The 17,065-nt window shown below is 65.7% G+C and carries 18 protein-coding genes; 15 read left to right on the top strand and 3 right to left on the bottom strand.

Features of this window, described 5'->3' with window-relative positions; all coding sequences use genetic code 11:
* The first annotated feature begins 16 nt into the window (after positions 1–16).
* The 5 genes from AC13C7_RS06775 (at position 17) to AC13C7_RS06755 (ending at position 5,913) form a co-directional block, all read left to right on the top strand.
* Positions 17–937: a lysophospholipid acyltransferase family protein gene (locus AC13C7_RS06775; protein ID WP_482867000.1), complete on the top strand. Its 921-nt coding sequence runs from the start codon at positions 17–19 to the stop codon at positions 935–937.
* Between the two features lie 299 nt (positions 938–1,236).
* Positions 1,237–1,794: a lipid-binding SYLF domain-containing protein gene (locus tag AC13C7_RS06770; RefSeq protein ID WP_482866999.1), complete on the top strand. Its 558-nt coding sequence runs from the start codon at positions 1,237–1,239 to the stop codon at positions 1,792–1,794.
* Positions 1,795–1,926: 132 nt separating this feature from the next.
* Complete coding sequence (locus tag AC13C7_RS06765) at positions 1,927–4,392, top strand: penicillin acylase family protein (RefSeq protein WP_482866998.1); 2,466 nt, start codon at positions 1,927–1,929, stop codon at positions 4,390–4,392.
* Complete coding sequence (locus AC13C7_RS06760; protein WP_482866997.1) at positions 4,389–4,823, top strand: GNAT family N-acetyltransferase; 435 nt, start codon at positions 4,389–4,391, stop codon at positions 4,821–4,823. Before AC13C7_RS06765 ends, AC13C7_RS06760 begins: the two co-directional genes overlap by 4 nt.
* A gap of 163 nt (positions 4,824–4,986) precedes the next feature.
* A complete protein-coding gene (locus AC13C7_RS06755; RefSeq protein WP_482866996.1) occupies positions 4,987–5,913 on the top strand; it encodes a hypothetical protein in 927 nt (308 codons plus the stop codon).
* Positions 5,914–5,979: 66 nt separating this feature from the next.
* Here AC13C7_RS06755 and AC13C7_RS06750 read toward each other — a convergent pair whose 3' ends face one another.
* Positions 5,980–7,182, bottom strand: a complete 1,203-nt coding sequence (locus AC13C7_RS06750) for a DVUA0089 family protein (RefSeq protein WP_482866995.1) — start codon at positions 7,180–7,182, stop codon at positions 5,980–5,982.
* A 132-nt stretch (positions 7,183–7,314) separates the two neighbouring features.
* Between AC13C7_RS06750 and AC13C7_RS06745 the strand changes: the two genes are divergently transcribed.
* Positions 7,315–8,484 (top strand): cytochrome P450, encoded by a 1,170-nt coding sequence (locus tag AC13C7_RS06745; RefSeq protein WP_482866994.1) that lies wholly within the window; start codon positions 7,315–7,317, stop codon positions 8,482–8,484.
* Between the two features lie 231 nt (positions 8,485–8,715).
* Here the strand turns inward: AC13C7_RS06745 and AC13C7_RS06740 are convergent, their stop codons facing one another.
* Complete coding sequence (locus AC13C7_RS06740; protein WP_482866993.1) at positions 8,716–9,162, bottom strand: YaiI/YqxD family protein; 447 nt, start codon at positions 9,160–9,162, stop codon at positions 8,716–8,718.
* Positions 9,159–9,917 carry an HpcH/HpaI aldolase family protein gene (locus AC13C7_RS06735; protein WP_482866992.1) on the bottom strand — a complete coding sequence of 253 codons (759 nt, stop codon included), beginning with the start codon at positions 9,915–9,917 and terminating at the stop codon, positions 9,159–9,161. Before AC13C7_RS06735 ends, AC13C7_RS06740 begins: the two co-directional genes overlap by 4 nt.
* A 163-nt stretch (positions 9,918–10,080) precedes the next feature.
* Here AC13C7_RS06735 and AC13C7_RS06730 point away from each other — a divergent pair, with 163 nt between their 5' ends.
* From AC13C7_RS06730 to AC13C7_RS06690, 9 genes are all read left to right on the top strand, one after another.
* A complete protein-coding gene (locus AC13C7_RS06730; RefSeq protein WP_474888224.1) occupies positions 10,081–11,277 on the top strand; it encodes an ABC transporter substrate-binding protein in 1,197 nt (398 codons plus the stop codon).
* A 72-nt stretch (positions 11,278–11,349) separates the two neighbouring features.
* Positions 11,350–12,126 (top strand): ABC transporter ATP-binding protein, encoded by a 777-nt coding sequence (locus AC13C7_RS06725; protein WP_172319078.1) that lies wholly within the window; start codon positions 11,350–11,352, stop codon positions 12,124–12,126.
* A gap of 94 nt (positions 12,127–12,220) precedes the next feature.
* Positions 12,221–13,048 (top strand): ABC transporter ATP-binding protein, encoded by an 828-nt coding sequence (locus AC13C7_RS06720; RefSeq protein ID WP_482866991.1) that lies wholly within the window; start codon positions 12,221–12,223, stop codon positions 13,046–13,048.
* Between the two features lie 5 nt (positions 13,049–13,053).
* Positions 13,054–13,464, top strand: coding sequence for a hypothetical protein (locus AC13C7_RS06715; protein ID WP_482866990.1), 411 nt, complete (start codon positions 13,054–13,056; stop codon positions 13,462–13,464).
* 2 nt (positions 13,465–13,466) lie between these two features.
* Positions 13,467–13,850 carry a hypothetical protein gene (locus tag AC13C7_RS06710; RefSeq protein ID WP_482866989.1) on the top strand — a complete coding sequence of 128 codons (384 nt, stop codon included), beginning with the start codon at positions 13,467–13,469 and terminating at the stop codon, positions 13,848–13,850.
* Complete coding sequence (locus AC13C7_RS06705) at positions 13,847–14,215, top strand: hypothetical protein (protein WP_482866988.1); 369 nt, start codon at positions 13,847–13,849, stop codon at positions 14,213–14,215. Before AC13C7_RS06710 ends, AC13C7_RS06705 begins: the two co-directional genes overlap by 4 nt.
* Entirely contained in the window at positions 14,215–14,616 is a 402-nt protein-coding gene (locus AC13C7_RS06700) for a hypothetical protein (RefSeq protein ID WP_474888229.1), read from the top strand. Before AC13C7_RS06705 ends, AC13C7_RS06700 begins: the two co-directional genes overlap by 1 nt.
* An 85-nt stretch (positions 14,617–14,701) precedes the next feature.
* On the top strand, positions 14,702–15,712 hold the full coding sequence (locus AC13C7_RS06695; RefSeq protein ID WP_446117561.1) for a branched-chain amino acid ABC transporter permease: 1,011 nt from the start codon (positions 14,702–14,704) through the stop codon (positions 15,710–15,712).
* Positions 15,709–17,016: a branched-chain amino acid ABC transporter permease gene (locus AC13C7_RS06690; protein WP_482866987.1), complete on the top strand. Its 1,308-nt coding sequence runs from the start codon at positions 15,709–15,711 to the stop codon at positions 17,014–17,016. The genes AC13C7_RS06695 and AC13C7_RS06690 overlap by 4 nt, the downstream gene beginning before the upstream one ends.
* The last annotated feature ends 49 nt before the right edge of the window (positions 17,017–17,065 follow it).

Below are 17,065 nucleotides of genomic sequence, written 5' to 3'. Positions count from 1 at the left end.
ATGGGGCCTCGCCGCAATGGCTGACAACGGGAGAGAGGGCCGCGGCCTTGGCAACTGGCTGGTGGACCGGCTGCTGCGCGCTGTGATCTGGCTGCTGCTGGCGCTGCCGCACCGGGTGCGCGTGCCCCTGATGGGATGGCTGGCGCGCCATGTCATCGGGCCGCTGACGGGATACGGGCGGCGTGCGCGCGCCAACCTGGCCTATATCTGGCCCGAGATGCCCGAGGCCGAGCGCCGCCGCATCGCGGGCGAGGTGCTGGACAATGCGGGCCGCACCCTGATCGAGAACTACGCCACGGCGGACCAACAGGCCCGCGCCCGCGACTGGAAGGTTCACGGGGCGGGCCTGGCCGAGGCCGAGGCGGCGCTGGCCGAAACCCGCCCGATCCTCTTCGTCTCCGGCCATTTCGGCAATTACCAGGCCGCGCGGGTGGCGATGAATCTGCGCGGCTTCTCGCTCGGCGGGCTCTACCGTCCGATGAACAACGCCTGGTTCAACGATCATTACGTGCGCACCATCGAGGAGGCAGGCGGGCCCGCCTTCTCGCGCGGGCGGCGGGGGCTTGCGGGCTTCATGCGCCATGTGCGCGAGGGCGGCCATGGCGCGCTGTTGATCGACCAGTATTACGGCGATGGCGCGATCGTCGATTTCCTCGGAAAACCCGCCCCCACGGCGCTTTCGGTCGGCGAGATCGCCCTGAAATTCAACGCGCTGGTGATCCCGATCTACGCGCGGCGGCTGGAAAACGGCCTCGATTTCGACGTCGTGCTGGAGGCGCCAATCCCCCACAGCACCCCGCGCGGGATGACGCAGGCGCTGATGGATTCCCTGTCCGACGAGGTCCGCGCCCGCCCCGGCCAGTGGTTCTGGGTGCATCGCCGCTGGAAGCCCGACCGCCAGCAGGACCGCCGACGCCACGGCCTGACCAACCCCTAACCCTCTCTTACTTTCATTTTGCTGAAATCACCTCGGAGGTCGCTATTGTCGCGCCATTGGTCCGAGAGACAATGGCGACGGCTGGCCTCAAGCGGCGCATCAACCCCGTCCCCTCTTCGGGGCGGGCGAGATGCGCCGCCCCCCACCTCTCCAACCCAAAATACAGAGGAAATCGGCGAAAACCCGCAACATTCAGTGGTTGGCGGATGACAGCGCCGCAAAACCTGCGTATCATCCCGCGCAAGGGCGAAAACGTCCAACCTTCGAGCAACCAAGAACCTACAGGCGGTCCCCAACTCATGAGCATCCTGACCCGGCGCAATTTCATCCTTTCCACGGCAGCGACCCTTCCGCTTGCGGCCTGCGGCAACGGGATCGGCAGCGATGCCGGTCAGCGCATCGACAGCCGTGTCGACAGCGCCATCAACTTCATGCACACCAACATCCCCTATACCCGCGAGCTGAGCGAGAACGCCCAGGGCGTGCTGGTCATGCCGCTGATCACCGAGGCGGGTTTCGGCTTTGGCGGCGGCTACGGGCGCGGCGCGCTGCGCATCAATGGCGCGACGGTGGATTACTATTCCTCGGCGCAGGCCACGGTCGGCTTCCAGATCGGGGCGCAGCAATATGCCCATGCGCTGTTCTTCATGACCGAGGACGCGCTGCGCGATTTCCGCTATTCCTCGGGATGGGCGGCAGGGGCCGATATCCAATATGCGGTGAACCGCGAAGGCGGCAATCTGGGCACATCGACCACCAACCTGCTCAGCCCGGTGATCGGGGTCGTGTTCGGCCAGGCCGGCCTGATCGCGGGCGCCACGGTGGAGGGGCAGCGCTACACGCGCATCCTGCCCTGAGACGCAAGACAGCTCTCTTGACGGATGGGGGCGGTCCCCGGCGGGCCGCCACTTCCCTTTGCAAGCTCCGCTGGCCCGCGTTAGGCTGACCTTTGCTCGACCCCGACCCCCGTTTCCTTTCCCAGGCGGCACATGGCCTTTTTCCTGCGCTGGATGATCCGATTAGTCTCTGTCGCCCTGGCGCTGTCCGTGGCCGCAGCACTGCTGGCCTATTGGGTGTTTTCGCGCTCGATCCCGGATTACGATGCCGAATGGGAGGTGCCGGGGCTGGAGGCACGGCTGGACATCGTGCGCTCCAACGACAATGTCCCGCATATCTACGGCGAAAGCGATCAGGACGTGTTTTTCGGGCTCGGCTTTGCCCATGCGCAGGACCGGCTATGGCAGATGCTGATGACGCGGCGCACGGCGCAGGGCCGCCTGTCCGAGCTCTTCGGCACCCGCACACTTCAGATCGACGAATTGATGCGGCGGCTGGATCTCTACGGCTATGCCCGCCGCTCGGTGGCGGCGCAGGACGATGAGACGCTGGCCATGCTGGAGTCCTATTCGGCGGGCGTGAACGCCTGGCTGGGACTTGTCGCCGACGAGGCGCTTGGCCGGGGTGCGCCCGAGCTTTTGCTCTTCACGCCCGAGATCGCGCCCTGGCGGCCCGCGGATTCGCTGGCCGTCCTCAACATGATGGCGATGCAACTGGCCAGCCAACAGGAAACCGAGGTGCTGCGCGCGCGCACCGATCTGATGCTGAACGACCCCGCGCGGCTGGCCGATATCCTGCCCGACCCGCTGGATGGGGCGGTCGCGGAATTGCCCGAATTCTCGGCCCTCTTCCCCGACCTGCCGCGCTATGCCGCCGATACCGAACCGCCCCGCGACCCGCTGCACCCGTCACCGGGGCGCATGCTGGCGGGCGCGTCGAACGCCTGGGCCGCCGCCGGCAGCCGCTCGGCCACCGGGCGCAGCTTGCTGGCCAACGACCCGCATCTGAACCTGACCGCGCCGACGATCTGGTATCTGGCGCGGCTGGAGCTGTCGACCGGCGGGGTCATCGGCGGCACCATTCCCGGCATGCCCATCGTGCTGGTCGGGCGCTCGGACGCGCTTGGCTGGGGGCTGACCTCCTCCTACATGGACGATATCGACCTCTATATCGAACGGCTGAACCCGGAAAACCGCGAGGAATACCAGACCCCGGACGGGTGGGCCCGGTTCGAGACCCGCCGCTCGATCATCGAAGTGGCCGACGCCCCACCCGTCACCGTCACCCTGCGCTGGACCGAGAACGGCCCCGTCATTCCCGGCAGCCACTGGAACATCGGCACCGTCACGCCGCCCGGCCATGTCATGTCGATGGCCTGGACCGCGCTGACCGATGAAAACACGTCGATGCGCACCGGGCTGGAACTGATGCGCGCCACTACGATCGAGGAGGCGCAGGCGGCCGGTCAGTATTTCGTGGCGCCGTCACAGGTTCTGACGCTGGCCACGATGGACCGGGTGGCGATGCAGGTGATCGGGCATATGCCCTGGCGCCTCCTGGAGCATGAAAGCCAGGGCCGCATCCCCTCACGCGGGTGGATTGCCGGCAACCGCTGGCAGGGTGTCACGCAATATTTCGCCAACCCGCATTTCGAGGATCCCGAGGGCGGCATCCTCGGCAACACCAACAACCGCATCGTGGAGCGGGATTTTCCGCTGCATATGAGCTTTTCCTGGGGTGACACGCAGCGCATCGAGCGGTGGGAAAACCTGATGCAATCGCGCCAGGTCCATACCCGCGACAGTTTCATCGAGGCGCAGTTGGACACCGTTTCGCCCACGGCGCGCACATTGCTGCCGCTGGTGGGGCGCGAATTGTGGTTCACGTCAGAGGCCGCCGAGCCCGGCAGCGTCGAGGCGCGGCGCGAGGAGGCGCTTGGGCTGCTGGCGGCGTGGAATGGCGAGATGAACGAGCATCTGCCCGAACCCCTGATCTACGCCGCCTGGATGCGGGCGCTGCAACAGCGGCTCATCCAGGACGATCTCGGTCCGCTAGCCAGTGAATACCAGGCGCTGGAACCGATCTTTGTCGAACGGGTCTACCGCGATGTCGACGGCGCCTCGGCCTGGTGCGATATCAGGCCGTCCTCCATCGAGGAAAGCTGTACCGATATTGCCCGTCTCGCGCTGGACGATGCGCTGCAAATGCTGGTGGATCGCTATGGCTCCAACATCTCGTCCTGGCGGTGGGGCGACGCACATGAGGCGGTGCATGAACACCAGGTGCTTGGCGATTCACGGCTGTTCGGATGGGCCGTCAATATCGTGCAATCGACCTCGGGCGGCGACAACACGCTGAACCGGGGCCGCACGGCGGCCACCGGCCCCGACCCGTTCCGCAACGTCCACGCGGCGGGCTATCGCGGGGTTTACGATTTCGCCGACCCCGACAGTTCCGTCTTCATCACCGCGACCGGGCAATCGGGCCATCCGCTGAGCCGCTATTACGACAACCTGGGCGAGCTGTGGCGGCGCGGCGAATACATCCCGATGTCGCTGGACGATGAACTGGCGGCGGCCGGCAATATCGGGGTGACGATCCTGAGGCCACGGGAGTGACGGATGCGCCCACCTGCCATGTCCTGACGCCCGAGACGGCGCATCTGCTGGCGGGGGCGCAGGTCTTCGACCATCCCCTCCGGCCCGCGCAGCTTGCGGCGTTCATCGCCGATCCCGGTCACGACCTGGTCTTTGCCACGCAGGGCGCCCGGGTTGTCGGCTTCGCGTCGGGCACCGTCTTGCTGCATCCCGACAAGCCGCCCGCCTTCTTCATCAACGAGGTCGGCACGGCCGAGGATCTCCGCCGCCAGGGCATCGCGCTGCATCTTTGCCGGTTGCTGATGCAGAGGGCGCGGGCGCGCGGCTGCAAGGGGATCTGGCTGGCGACCGAGACCGACAACATCGCGGCCCGCGCGCTCTATCGCCGCCTGGATGCGGATGAGACGACGGGCATTGTCGTCTATGACTGGGACGGCGCGATGCAGGGGTGAGAACCGTGACCGGGCGGTATCCATCACGAGTGAACAGTCTGTTTCAAGCAAACCGAAAGCTTACAGGGCATTTTTGAGGCATACTTCCGCCGGAACCAAGGAAATACCGGGGCGGCCCCATGGCGCGCCGAGATCATAGCTCAGCAAATGAAAGGTTGTGAGAATGCCCGATTACACGAAGATCTTTACATATGAGGTTGAGGGGCTGTCCTATACGGTCGGCCTCTATCAAGATCCCGACACCGGCGATTTCCTGGCCGATATCTCGGTGCTGGAGGGCGGCATGGATGTGAATGCCATCTATTTCGGGGATGATGATTTCTCGGGCAGCAGCGAATCCCTGGGCGGGCCGCTGAACATGAACGGCGCGCGGTTGGACGGCGACCAAGTCCAGTGGGACGGGGCGACAGCCCTCAGCCGTCCTGGCCTCGGGCGCGACGGGACCGACAAGGAGACCTATGTTGCCGAAGGTGATACGCTGACCGTTGAACTGGATATCGACAGTCTGGACGAGGTCGATGTGTTCGGCATCCGCGCCACGTCGACGACAACGCCCGAGGGTTCGATCAAGGCCGTCTCGGATGACCCCGAAGAACCAGAAGAGCCTGAAGAACCGGAGGATCCGACATTCGACAAGATCGGATTCGGGGTCGAGATCGGCGATAATGGCGGGATCGAGAACGGCATCTTCCTTATGGCGGATGACTTGCCGGACGGCGAGGAGGCGAGTTTCGAGAGCTATGTCGATTTCTACGACAGCACCTTCGGCGACGATCCGGATTACAACGTGACGCAAGTGGAATCGGTGATCTTCTACGAGCTTCTACCGGGAACCGACGAGAACGGAGACCCGATCGAGATTCCGCAGGAACTGTTTCGCATCGACGCCCCCGAAGGTGGGTTTCAGGATGCAGACGCGATGCTGGCCGCCTATGACGATGCAATCGCCGACGGAGCGCTGGACGGCGCGCAGTCAGGGGCCGAGGCTGGCCTGGAATTGATGGCGGCGCTCAGCCTCGATGACGATTTTGCCCCAGACATCTCCGCCCAGGACGACAGCATGGTCGAGGACGATATGGAAATAGCCTGATCCGCAGGCGAGGCCAACCGGAGAAGAAACCTGCATCCGCAGAGGGGTGCCTGCCGGTCGGACCGCTCACCTCTCGCGCCTGATCTCCAGCCGGATGGTGCCGGGTTGGCCGTGATACTGCATCAGCGCCACCGTGTAGCTGCCCGCCCCGATCCAGGCCGAGACCTGTGAATCGAGCGTGCCGTTCGCGTCGTCATTCTGTGCGATCAAGGTGCCGCCACCGAAGAGATACACGATCGGGTCGGAGGATCCGAAGCCGGTCGCGTCGATGGTCACGCGGCCCGCCGCATCCATGGTGAAGGCATGCCAGATCGCATCGCCCGCAACGGACGCATCGCGGCTGAGCCTTGTCTCGAGGGGCCCGAGCTGCGTCACCGGATAGGCGGAGCCATCGGCGGGCGGGCTGGCCTCGGCCGTGGAAAAGAGCGTCTGCTGCGCGACCTGCGAGGACATTGCCGCAACCGAGACCTGCACCGGCTGGCTCGCATCGCTGAGCGCGCGCATCCCGATGCAATAGCTGCCCGCGGGCAGGCCCTCGGGGAAATCGAGCCGGGAGTTCAGGCTGTTATGGTCGTCATTCTCGTCGATCAACTGCCCCTGCGCATCGTAGAGATAGATGTAGGGGTCGGCGCGCGGATTGGTGGCGCGGATCACCAGCGGCGTGCGCGATTGCAGGGTGAAGCGGTAATAGGGCACCTGCGCCACGCTGTGAAAAGCCACGGCGGAGCCATCGGGAAGCTGGTCGATGGCGGCGGCCCCCAGGGCGGTCGCGGCGGTCTCGGATGTGCAGGCCAGGATATTCGAGCCGCCCGAGCCGGGGGTCAGCGCGGGATGGGCGGCCAGGCCGATACGCAGATCGGCCTGGCCCGCCCTATCGTCATAGCTGCGGGTGGCAAGGCAGTATCGGCCGGTCTCCAGCGCGATCTCGCCGCGCGCATCGAAGCGCCCGCCGCTGTCATCGTCGAACAGGACCAGCGCGCCGGTGGCGTCGTAAAGCTCGATCAGCGGATCGGTCCCGTCCCGGCCCGCCGCCTCCAGCCGGACATCCGCCGGGGCAGAGAGGGTGAAGAGCGTCACGTCATAGCCATTCGCGGGGATGCTTGCGGGGCGGTCCGTGGGCGCGGGCGCGGTGGCGAGGTCCGAGGCGGCCTCGGACCCGCCGATCCAGGTGCCGCGCGGCAGCTCCGCGCCACAGGGTTGGCTTTGCGCGAAGGCCGGAACGGGCGAGAGCAGGACCAGCGCGAGGGCGGCGAGACGGCGAATGGGCATGGGCGATCCTTATCCTTGACAGGGTGAGGATAGCCTTGGCGCGGGCGATCCCGCCAGCCCCGATTTCGGGCCATTGCTGGCGCCGCGCGCGCGGGTCAGGATAGGGGCAGACCAGGAACGGAAAAGACCGCCATGCAGCATCTCAGCCAATCGCCCACGGACCCCGGTTTCGTGCAGGATCCCTACCCGTTCTACGCCCGTGCCCGCGCCGCCGGACCGCTTGTCCACTGGGACGATTACAATATGGTCTGCGCCACCACGCATGAGGCGGTGAACACGATCCTGCGCGACCGGCGCTTTGGCCGCGAGGCGCCCGAGGAGATGCGCCCCGAGATCCCCGCGCATCTGGCCCCCTTCTACGCGGTCGAGGCGCATTCCATGCTGGAGCTGGAGCCGCCGCGCCACACGCGCCTGCGCGGCCTCGTCATGCGTGCCTTCACCTCGCGCCGGATCGCCGGTTTGAAGGACGGCATCGGGGAGCTGTGCCACGAGCTGATCGACGCCTTCCCCGACAGCCCGTTCGACCTGCTGGACGCCTATGCCCGCCCCCTGCCCGTGCGCGTGATCGCGCGGCTGTTGGGCGTGCCCGAGGAGATGGGGCCGCAGCTGTTGCAATGGTCCAACGCCATGGTGGGAATGTATATGGCGGGCCGGACGGCAGAGGATGAGGCGGCGGCGGTGGCGGCGACGGAAGATTTCGTGGCGTTCATGCGCGGCTATGTCGAGGCGCGGCGCAGCGACCCGCATGACGACCTGATCACCAGCCTCATTGCGGCGGAGGAGGATGGCGAAAGGCTCAGCACCGATGAGTTGATCACCACCTCAATCCTGCTTCTGAACGCGGGCCACGAGGCGACGGTGCATTCGCTCGGCAACGCGGTGAAGAGCATCCTCGAACATGGGATGGCCCCCGCGGGGGAGGCGGGCGCATTGGTCGAGGAATGCCTGCGCTATGACGCGCCGCTGCATCTGTTCACGCGCCATGTCTATGAAACGGTGGAGCTGTTCGGGCATGAGTTCCGGCGCGGCGACGAGGTCGGGCTGATGTTGGGCTCGGTCGGGCGCGACGCAGGCGTGACTGCCGACCCCGACCGGTTCGATGCCACGCGGCAGGCCCCGGTGCATCTGGCCTTCGGTGCGGGGCTGCATTTCTGCGTCGGTGCGCCGCTGGCGCGGATGGAGATGGCGATTGCGCTGGAGACCCTCTTTGCGCGCTGTCCCGGTCTGGCGCTGGAAGAGGTGCCGCGCTACGCGGATATCTATCATTTTCACGGGCTGGAGCGGTTGAGGCTGCGGCGCTGATCCCGATGGTCTGTCGAATTGCTGCGCAATCCGACCGATGCGAGGGGGCTGTCTGCCCCCTCGCGCTCCCCCGAAGGTATTTTCGGCAAAATGAAAGAGGGGGGGAGGCGCGGAACGGCATTTTGCGTTTCATCTGATCCAGACAGTATCGAAAGGCGCGTTCGACCGCGGGGCGAGGCAGCGTCTTTCGATTCGGATCAAACGCAAACTGCCTGTGACCTCGATGCGGGATTAACGGGGCAGCTTGCGCAGGGCGTTTTCCAGCGCGTTCAGGAACTGGCTGCGGTCCTTTTGCGAAAACGGTCGCTGCCCGCCGATCCCCTGGCCGTCCAGACCGGCGCGGAGATCGGCCATGATCGCGCGGGTGGCGATCTGCGCCCCGATGGAGGCGGCGGAGAAGCTCTGGCCCTTGGGGTCCATCACCGCGGCCCCCGCTTTCAGGCAGCGATCGGCCAGCAGGATGTCGGAGGTGATGACCAGCGTGTCGGGACCGGCGGCCTCGGCGATGGCATCGTCGGCGGCGTCGAAGCCCGCATCGACCACCTGCATCGAGATCAGCGGATGATCGGGCAAGCGCAGCCCCTCGTTGGCGATGAACCGCACCGGGCATTTGTGGCGCAGGGCAACGCGGGTGACCTCCTCCTTCACCGGGCAGGCATCGGCATCGACGAGGATCATGGGATCTCCGTTCCGGCAAGGCGGGCCAGCGCCGCTTGCAGCAGCATCGCGTCCGATCCCATCCCCAGGAAGGTGACGCCAAGCCCGGTGTAATGGGCGAAATCGGCATCAGGGCAGATGATCCCGGCGGCTTTTCCGGCGGCGCGGATGCGGGGGATGGCCCCGGCGATGGCGCGGCGCAGGTCCGGCGCGTCGATGGAGAGCCCCATATCGGCGGCGAGGTCGGCGGGACCGATGAAAACCGCATCGACACCTTCGACGGCCGCAATCGCGTCGAGGTCGTCCAGCGCGGCGCGGCTTTCGGCCTGCACCAGGCAGCAGATCTGATCATTTGCCGTCTCGGCATAATCCGCAATGGCGCCGAACCCGGAGGCGCGGGCCACCATCGCGCCCTGCCCCCGTACGCCATCGGGCGGGTAGCGCAGGCCGCGCACCACCGTGCGGGCCTGGTCGGCTGAATGTACCATCGGCACCAGCACCGATTGCACACCCAGATCCAGCACCTGTTTCAGGATCCAGTCGGCATCCGTCGGCACCCGCACCACCGGCGCGGTCCCCGTCCCCTCCAGCGCGATCAGTTGCGCGCGGATCGCAGACGGATCCCAGGGCCCGTGTTCGCCGTCAATCAGGCACCAGTCGAACCCGGCCTGTCCGGCCATCTCGGCCACCAGGCCCGAGGACAGGTTGAGCCAGAGGCCGCGTTGCAGCCGCCCCTGTGATAGGGCCGATTTCAGGGGGTTTCGCGGCGCGGGCATGGGGCAGTCCTTTCCGGGGTCGGTTGCGCGGACTGTGCCAAGTTGCAGGCCCGGGCGAAAGCCCCCTCGTTGTCCGGCATGAAAGGACCAAATCGGCCCTTTTCAATCGCCCCGCCGCGGCCTAACTTGGCCCCAGACAACACTGTCCAACTGGGAGAGAGACATGAAAAAGATCCTGCTGGCCACCGCGGCCACCGCAGCCCTTTCGGGTGCGGCCTTTGCCGATGCGCATGGCAATGAAGTGCGCCTCGGCGTCCTGCTCAGCTTCACCGGGCCGATTGAATCGCTGGTGCCCGCCATCGCGGGCGGCGCCGAACTGGCCATGGCGGAAGCCACCGCAAGCGGCAACTTCATGGACGGCATGACCGTGACGCCGGTGCGCGCCGATGCAACCTGTGTCGATGCCTCAGCCGCCACCGCCGCCGCCGAACGCCTGGTGACCTCGGACGAGGTGGCGGGCATCGTCGGCGCCGATTGTTCGGGCGTGACCACCGCCGCCGTGTCCAACGTGGGCGTGCCGAACGGGATCGTGATGATCTCGCCCGCCGCGACCTCGCCCGCGCTGTCGGAGATCGAGGATAACGGCCTCTTCTTCCGCACCGCACCGTCGGATGCGCGCCAGGGCGAAGTGCTGGCCAACGTGATCATGGATCGCGGCTTCGAGAGCATCGCGATCACCTATACCAACAACGACTATGGCCTCGGGTTCGCCGATGCGCTCTCCGCCGCCTACGAGGAGCTTGGCGGCACCGTAACGCTGGTCGCGGCCCATGAAGACGGGCGCGCGGATTATTCGGCCGAGGTCGGCGCGCTGGCGGCTGCGGGCGGTGATGTCCTGGTCGTGCTCGGCTATGTCGACCAGGGCGGTGCGGGCGTGGTTCAGGCAGCCCTTGATACCGGCGCATTCGACACCTTTGCCTTCGGTGACGGCATGATCGGTGACGCGCTTGGCGACACGTTCGGCAGCGATATCGACGGCAGCTTCGGCACCAACCCCGGCAGCCAGGGCGATGGAATCGAGGCTTATCAATCCCTTGCAAGCGAAGCCGGGATTGACGGCTCGGGCGTCTATTCGGCGGAAGGCTATGACGCGGCGGCGCTGATCATCCTGGCGATGCAGGCGGCGGGATCGACGGATGCGGGCGAGTATGCCGGCATGATCGAGGCCGTGGCCAACGCACCGGGTGAGGAAATCATGCCCGGCGAATTGGGCCGCGCGCTGGAGATCCTGGCCGAGGGTGGCGAGATCGACTATGTCGGCGCAAGCTCGGTCGAGCTGGTCGGCCCCGGCGAGGCCGCGGGCACCTATCGCGAGACCGAGATGCAGGGCGGCGAGCTGACCACGATCCAGTTCCATTGAGCCGCGCAAGCACTTGAAAACATTGACAGCCCGGCTCCAGGCCGGGCTGTTTTTCTTGGGAATGACCGCCGCATGATCACCGTTCACGACCTGCACAAACATTTCGGCGGCTTTCACGCCGTGGATGGCGCGAGCCTCAGCATCCAGCCCGGATCAATCACCGGGCTGATCGGACCCAACGGGGCCGGAAAAACCACTCTTTTCAATGTGATCGCGGGCGTTCTTGAACCGACCTCGGGCCGCGTCGAGATGGATGGCGAGGATATTACCGGGCTGCCGCCGCATGTCCTCTTTGGCAAGGGGCTGCTGCGCACGTTCCAGATCGCGCATGAATTCTCGTCGATGACGGTGCGCGAGAACCTGATGATGGTGCCCGGCGATCAGTTGGGCGAGACGCTGTGGAACACCTGGATGCACCGCAAACGCATCGCCGAGGAGGAACGCGCGCTGGCGAAGAAGGCCGATGAAGTGCTTGATTTCCTGACGATTTCCCACCTTGCAGACGAACGCGCGGGGAACCTTTCGGGGGGCCAGAAGAAGCTGCTGGAACTGGGCCGCACGATGATGGTGGATGCCAAGATCGTGTTCCTGGACGAGGTCGGCGCGGGCGTGAACCGGACGCTGCTCAACACCATTGGCGACGCCATCCTGCGCCTCAACAAGGAGCGCAACTATACCTTTGTCGTCATCGAGCATGATATGGATTTCATTGGAAAAATCTGCGATCCGGTTATCTGCATGGCGGAAGGGAAAGTGCTGGCCGAGGGCAGCCTGGAGGAGATCAAGGCCAATGAGCATGTGATCGAAGCCTATCTTGGCACCGGGCTGAAGAACAAGGAAACCGCGTGATGGAAAAATCCGCGAAAATGGGGGGGTGCCCCCCGTACACCCCCCGATGCACCCCCTGTACACCCCCCGGCGCGGATGCGAGGGGAATTGCCCGATGAGCGACAAACCCTATTCCGGACGCGGCAACAAGGATCTCTCGATCGGCAACCCCGACGGGATCGGCACGCTGACGCCCGCCAGGGGCCAGCATGACCGCGCCACACCCGCCCCCGGCGGGCCGTTCCTGATCGGCGAGGCCATGACCGGCGGCTATGGTAAGGGGGCGGACATCCTGCATGACTGCACCATCGCCGTGGAGAAGGGCGAGATCGCGGTTATCGTCGGGCCGAACGGCGCGGGCAAATCCACCGCGATGAAGGCCGTCTTCGGGATGCTGGACCTGCGCGAAGGCGCCGTCCGGCTGGATGGCGAGGATATTACCCACCTGACGCCACAGGCCCGCGTGGCGCATGGCATGGGCTTCGTGCCGCAGACCTCGAACATCTTCACCTCGATGACAGTTGAGGAAAACCTGGAGATGGGCGCCTTCATCCGCACCGACGATTTCTCGGGCACCCTGTCGCAGGTCTATGACCTCTTCCCGATCCTCAAGGACAAGCGGCGCCAGCCCGCGGGCGAGCTGTCGGGCGGTCAGCGCCAGCAGGTGGCCGTCGGTCGGGCCTTGATGACTCGGCCAAAACTGCTCATGCTGGATGAACCCACGGCAGGCGTCAGCCCGATCGTGATGGACGAATTGTTCGACCGCATCATCGAGGTCGCCCGCACCGGCATCTCGATCCTGATGGTCGAGCAGAACGCCCGTCAGGCGCTTGATATTGCCGACAAGGGCTATGTTCTGGTGCAGGGGAGGAATGCCTACACCGATACCGGCAAGGCATTGCTGAACGACCCCGAGGTGCGCCGCAGTTTTCTTGGAGGATAAGACTTATGAAATATGTGATTGCAGCGGGCCTTGTGGCCCTGGCCAGCCCCGCGATGGCCGAGATACGCAGCTATTCTTGCCAGATGTACGAGGCGTGCCGAACCTCCTCGGGCGGCTGTTCGCCGATTGACCGGGTGCATGAATACTACCTGGATGCCGAGACCGGCGAGGGCCGCATGGTGCAGGAGGGCTCGCCCTTCGAGGGTGACGTTTCGACCAGCGGCGAGGCGACGCATTTCGTCTTTGTCAACAGCACGGGCATCGAAATGGCCACCGTCGCCTCGGGCCAGGTCGTGTTCCTGGGCAACATGCTGATCGGCGACACCATCGCGCATTACCGGCTGATGGGAAATTGCACCGAGATCGGCGCCAGCGATACTGCAGGCGGTGGCACCCCCGGCGGCGGCAGCAAGTGATCTTGCGCGCGGTCCTTGGTCTGGCCCTGGCTCTGGGCCTGCCCGCGCAGGCGCTGGCCGAGGGCGCGCGCATTTCCGTGACCTGCCAGGTCACTTCCTCTTGCGATGCGGGCGGGCAATGCACGGCGACGCGCCAGCCATTCGATTTCACACTTGACCCCGTCGATGTCGGCCCGGATGGCGCGGGAGATTTCCGCATCACCATCGCCGGGGCCGGGTTCGACGCAGAGGTTACGGCGGATCGCACCGTGACATGGGCCGGCGCGGCGGAGACCTGGAACCAGCTTGTCTTTGCCGCCGAGCCGCATGTGATCTGGACCGCGCGCGGGGCCGGCCCCGCGCCCGAGGCGCAGATCCGGTTCCTGAGTTGCGAGACGCAATTGTGATTGCCCGCCTGCTGCCCCTGCTCTTGATCGCCCTGCCCGTCCCCGCCCACGCGGTGACGCCGCTGGTCTGCCTGTTCCGGCCGGTCTGCGCCGGTGACGCCTGCGACCGCGCCAGTTTCACCGTCGAGATCGCACTCATCGACCATGAGCCGGGGCTATGGGTGGTTTCGGACGCGGAACAGGTGCCGGTGGCCGATGTGACGCCCGAAGGCTCCGACACGCTGAGTTTCGTCAGCCGCGATCCGGCCAGCCGCATCCTGATCACGGTTTTCCCCTCCGGCGAGGCCATCCATTCCCGGCATATCCTGCGATCGGGCCAAGGCCCCGTCGCCCTGACCGCCATCGGCCAATGCGAGGTTCTTTGATGCTGACACGCGCCGCTATCGCCGCCCTTTGCCTGTCGCCCCTGCCCGGCTACGCCCAGGAGGTCAGCCTGACCTGCACCCTTTCGATCATCTGCATCGAGATCTCGGCCTGTTCCGACCTCGACCAGGAGATCGCGATTGCGCAGGAGGGCGGTGTCTGGTCGGTGGACTGGAACGCCGAACTGCCCTCGGATTACGAGGAGATCGCCAATATCCCCGCGCCGGAGGGGGCGCTGGAGCCCACCGGCCTGCGCACGCTGATGCACACCAACGAGGAGACGCAGGCGGTGCAGATCATCAGTTTCGCCGACAATGGCAACCTGGTGCTAACCCTGCATCAACCCCATATCCGGCCGCAGGCGGTGACGGGGTTCGGCACCTGCGAGGCCGCGGCGCAATGAGGGCCGTGCCGGTGTCGAAAGCCTTGCCCTTATGGCGAAAACCCGCCATTCAGCGCGGGGACGAAACCAGGGGGAGAGGCCCGTCATGGACCTGCTGAACGCCATCGTTGTCTTGGCGAATTTCGTGATCGTGCCGGCCACCGCCTATGGCGCGCAACTGGCGCTTGGCGCGCTTGGCGTGACGCTGATCTACGGTATCTTGCGGTTTTCGAACTTCGCGCATGGCGACACCATGGCCTTCGGGGCGATGGTGACGATCCTGGTGACCTGGGGCTTGCAGGGCGCGGGCGTGTCGCTGGGGCCGCTGCCGACCGCTTTGCTGGCGCTGCCGGTGGGGATCGCGGTGACGGCGCTGTTGCTCATCGGGACCGACCGGGTGGTCTATCGTTTCTACCGGGCGCAGAAGGCGAAACCGGTGATCTACGTGATCGCCTCGCTCGGCGTCATGTTCATCATGAACGGGCTGGTGCGCTTCATCATCGGCGTGGGGGATCAGCGGTTCGCGGATGGCGAGCGCTTCATCGTCTCGGCGCGCAATTTTCAAAGCCTCACCGGTCTTGACGAGGGGCTGGCGATCCGCACCAGCCAGGGGATCACGCTGGTCACGGCGATCCTTGTGGTCATTGCCCTCTTCTGGTTCCTCAACCGCACCCGCACCGGCAAGTCGATGCGCGCCTTTTCCGACAATGAGGATCTGGCGCTGCTGTCGGGCATCAACCCGGAACGCGTCGTGCTGATCACCTGGATCATCGTGGCGGCGCTGGCGACCACGGCGGGCGTGCTTTACGGGCTCGACAAGAGCTTCAAGCCCTTCACCTATTTCCAGCTTCTGCTGCCGATCTTCGCCTCGGCCATTGTCGGCGGGCTCGGCAACCCGGTGGGGGCCATCGCGGGCGGTTTCGTGATCGCGTTCTCCGAGATCTCGGTGACCTATGCGTTCCGCCGCGTGGCGGGCCATGTGCTGCCCGAGGACTGGATGCCCGAGGGGCTGATGCAGCTTCTGTCGACCGATTACAAATTCGCGGTGAGCTTTGCGATCCTGTTGATCGTGCTGCTGTTCCGGCCCACCGGATTGTTCAGGGGGAAAGCGGTATGACACGGGTGGAACCACGCAATATCCTGCTTTTCGGACTGGTCGCCATCCTCTTCATCGGGACCGGCATGATGCAGTCCTGGAACTCGGCGCTTGGCATTTTCAACATGGGGCTGGTCTCGGCGATCATGGCCCTGGGCGTGAACATGCAATGGGGCTATGCGGGGCTGTTCAATGTCGGGATCGTGGGATTCACGGCGCTTGGCGGGCTGGCCGCGGTGCTGGTCTCGATGCCGCCGGTGCCGGAGGCCTGGGCCGCGGGCGGTCCGCGCATCCTGCTGGCGTTGCTGGCGGGGGCCGCGACCATCGCGGGCGCGGTTGTGGTCTGGACGCGGCTGCCGAGGGGCTGGGTCCGGGTTGCGGCGATGCTGGCGGTCCTGATCGCGGGCTATGTCATCTACCGCGCGATCTTCGACCCCGCGCGCGACGCGATCGAGAGCGTCGATCCCGCGCTCACCGGCTATCTGGGCGGGCTTGGCCTGCCGGTGGTGCTGGCCTGGCCGGTGGGCGGGTTATTCGCGGCGGGCGCGGCCTGGATCGTGGGCAAGGTGGCGCTTGGGCTGCGCTCGGACTACCTGGCGATTGCGACGCTCGGGATTGCCGAGATCATCATCGCGGTGCTGAAGAACGAGGATTGGTTGGGCCGGGGCGTCAAGAACGTGACCGGCCTGCCCCGCCCCGTGCCTTACGAGATCGACCTGCAACGGGCCGAGTGGTTCATCGCGCTGTCGGACCGGATCGGGGCCAATGTGGTCAGCTTCTCGTCGATCTTCGTCAAGCTCAGCTATGCAGGTCTGTTCATCGTCGTGATCCTGGCGCTGATCTGGCTGAGCCAGATGGCCCTGAACAGCCCCTGGGGCCGGATGATGCGGGCGATCCGCGACAACGAGGTCTCGGCCTCGGCGATGGGCAAGAACGTCACGCGCCGGCATTTGCAGATCTTCATCCTGGGCTCGGCGGTTTGCGGGCTGGCCGGTGCGATGATGACGACGCTGGACGGCCAGCTTGTGCCCAGTAGCTATAACCCGCTGCGCTTCACCTTCCTGGTCTGGGTGATGGTGATCGTCGGCGGATCGGGCAACAACTGGGGCGCGGTCCTGGGCGGGTTCCTGATCTGGTGGCTGTGGATCATGGTCGAGCCGATGGGCCTGGCATTGCTGGAGTTCGTCACCAGCGGCATGGCCGCCGACAACCCGCTGCGCGAGCACCTGATCGACTCGGCGGCGCATATGCGATTGCTGACGATGGGGATATTCCTGCTGGTGATGCTGCGCTTTGCCCCGCGCGGGTTGATCCCCGAGAAATAAGCGGGGCCGAAATTTCGGATGAGGGCTTTCGAAAGCCCTCGCGCCCCGC

Source organism: Alterinioella sp. B-7 (genome assembly GCF_056857775.1).
This window is presented reverse-complemented; position numbering and strand designations above follow the sequence as displayed.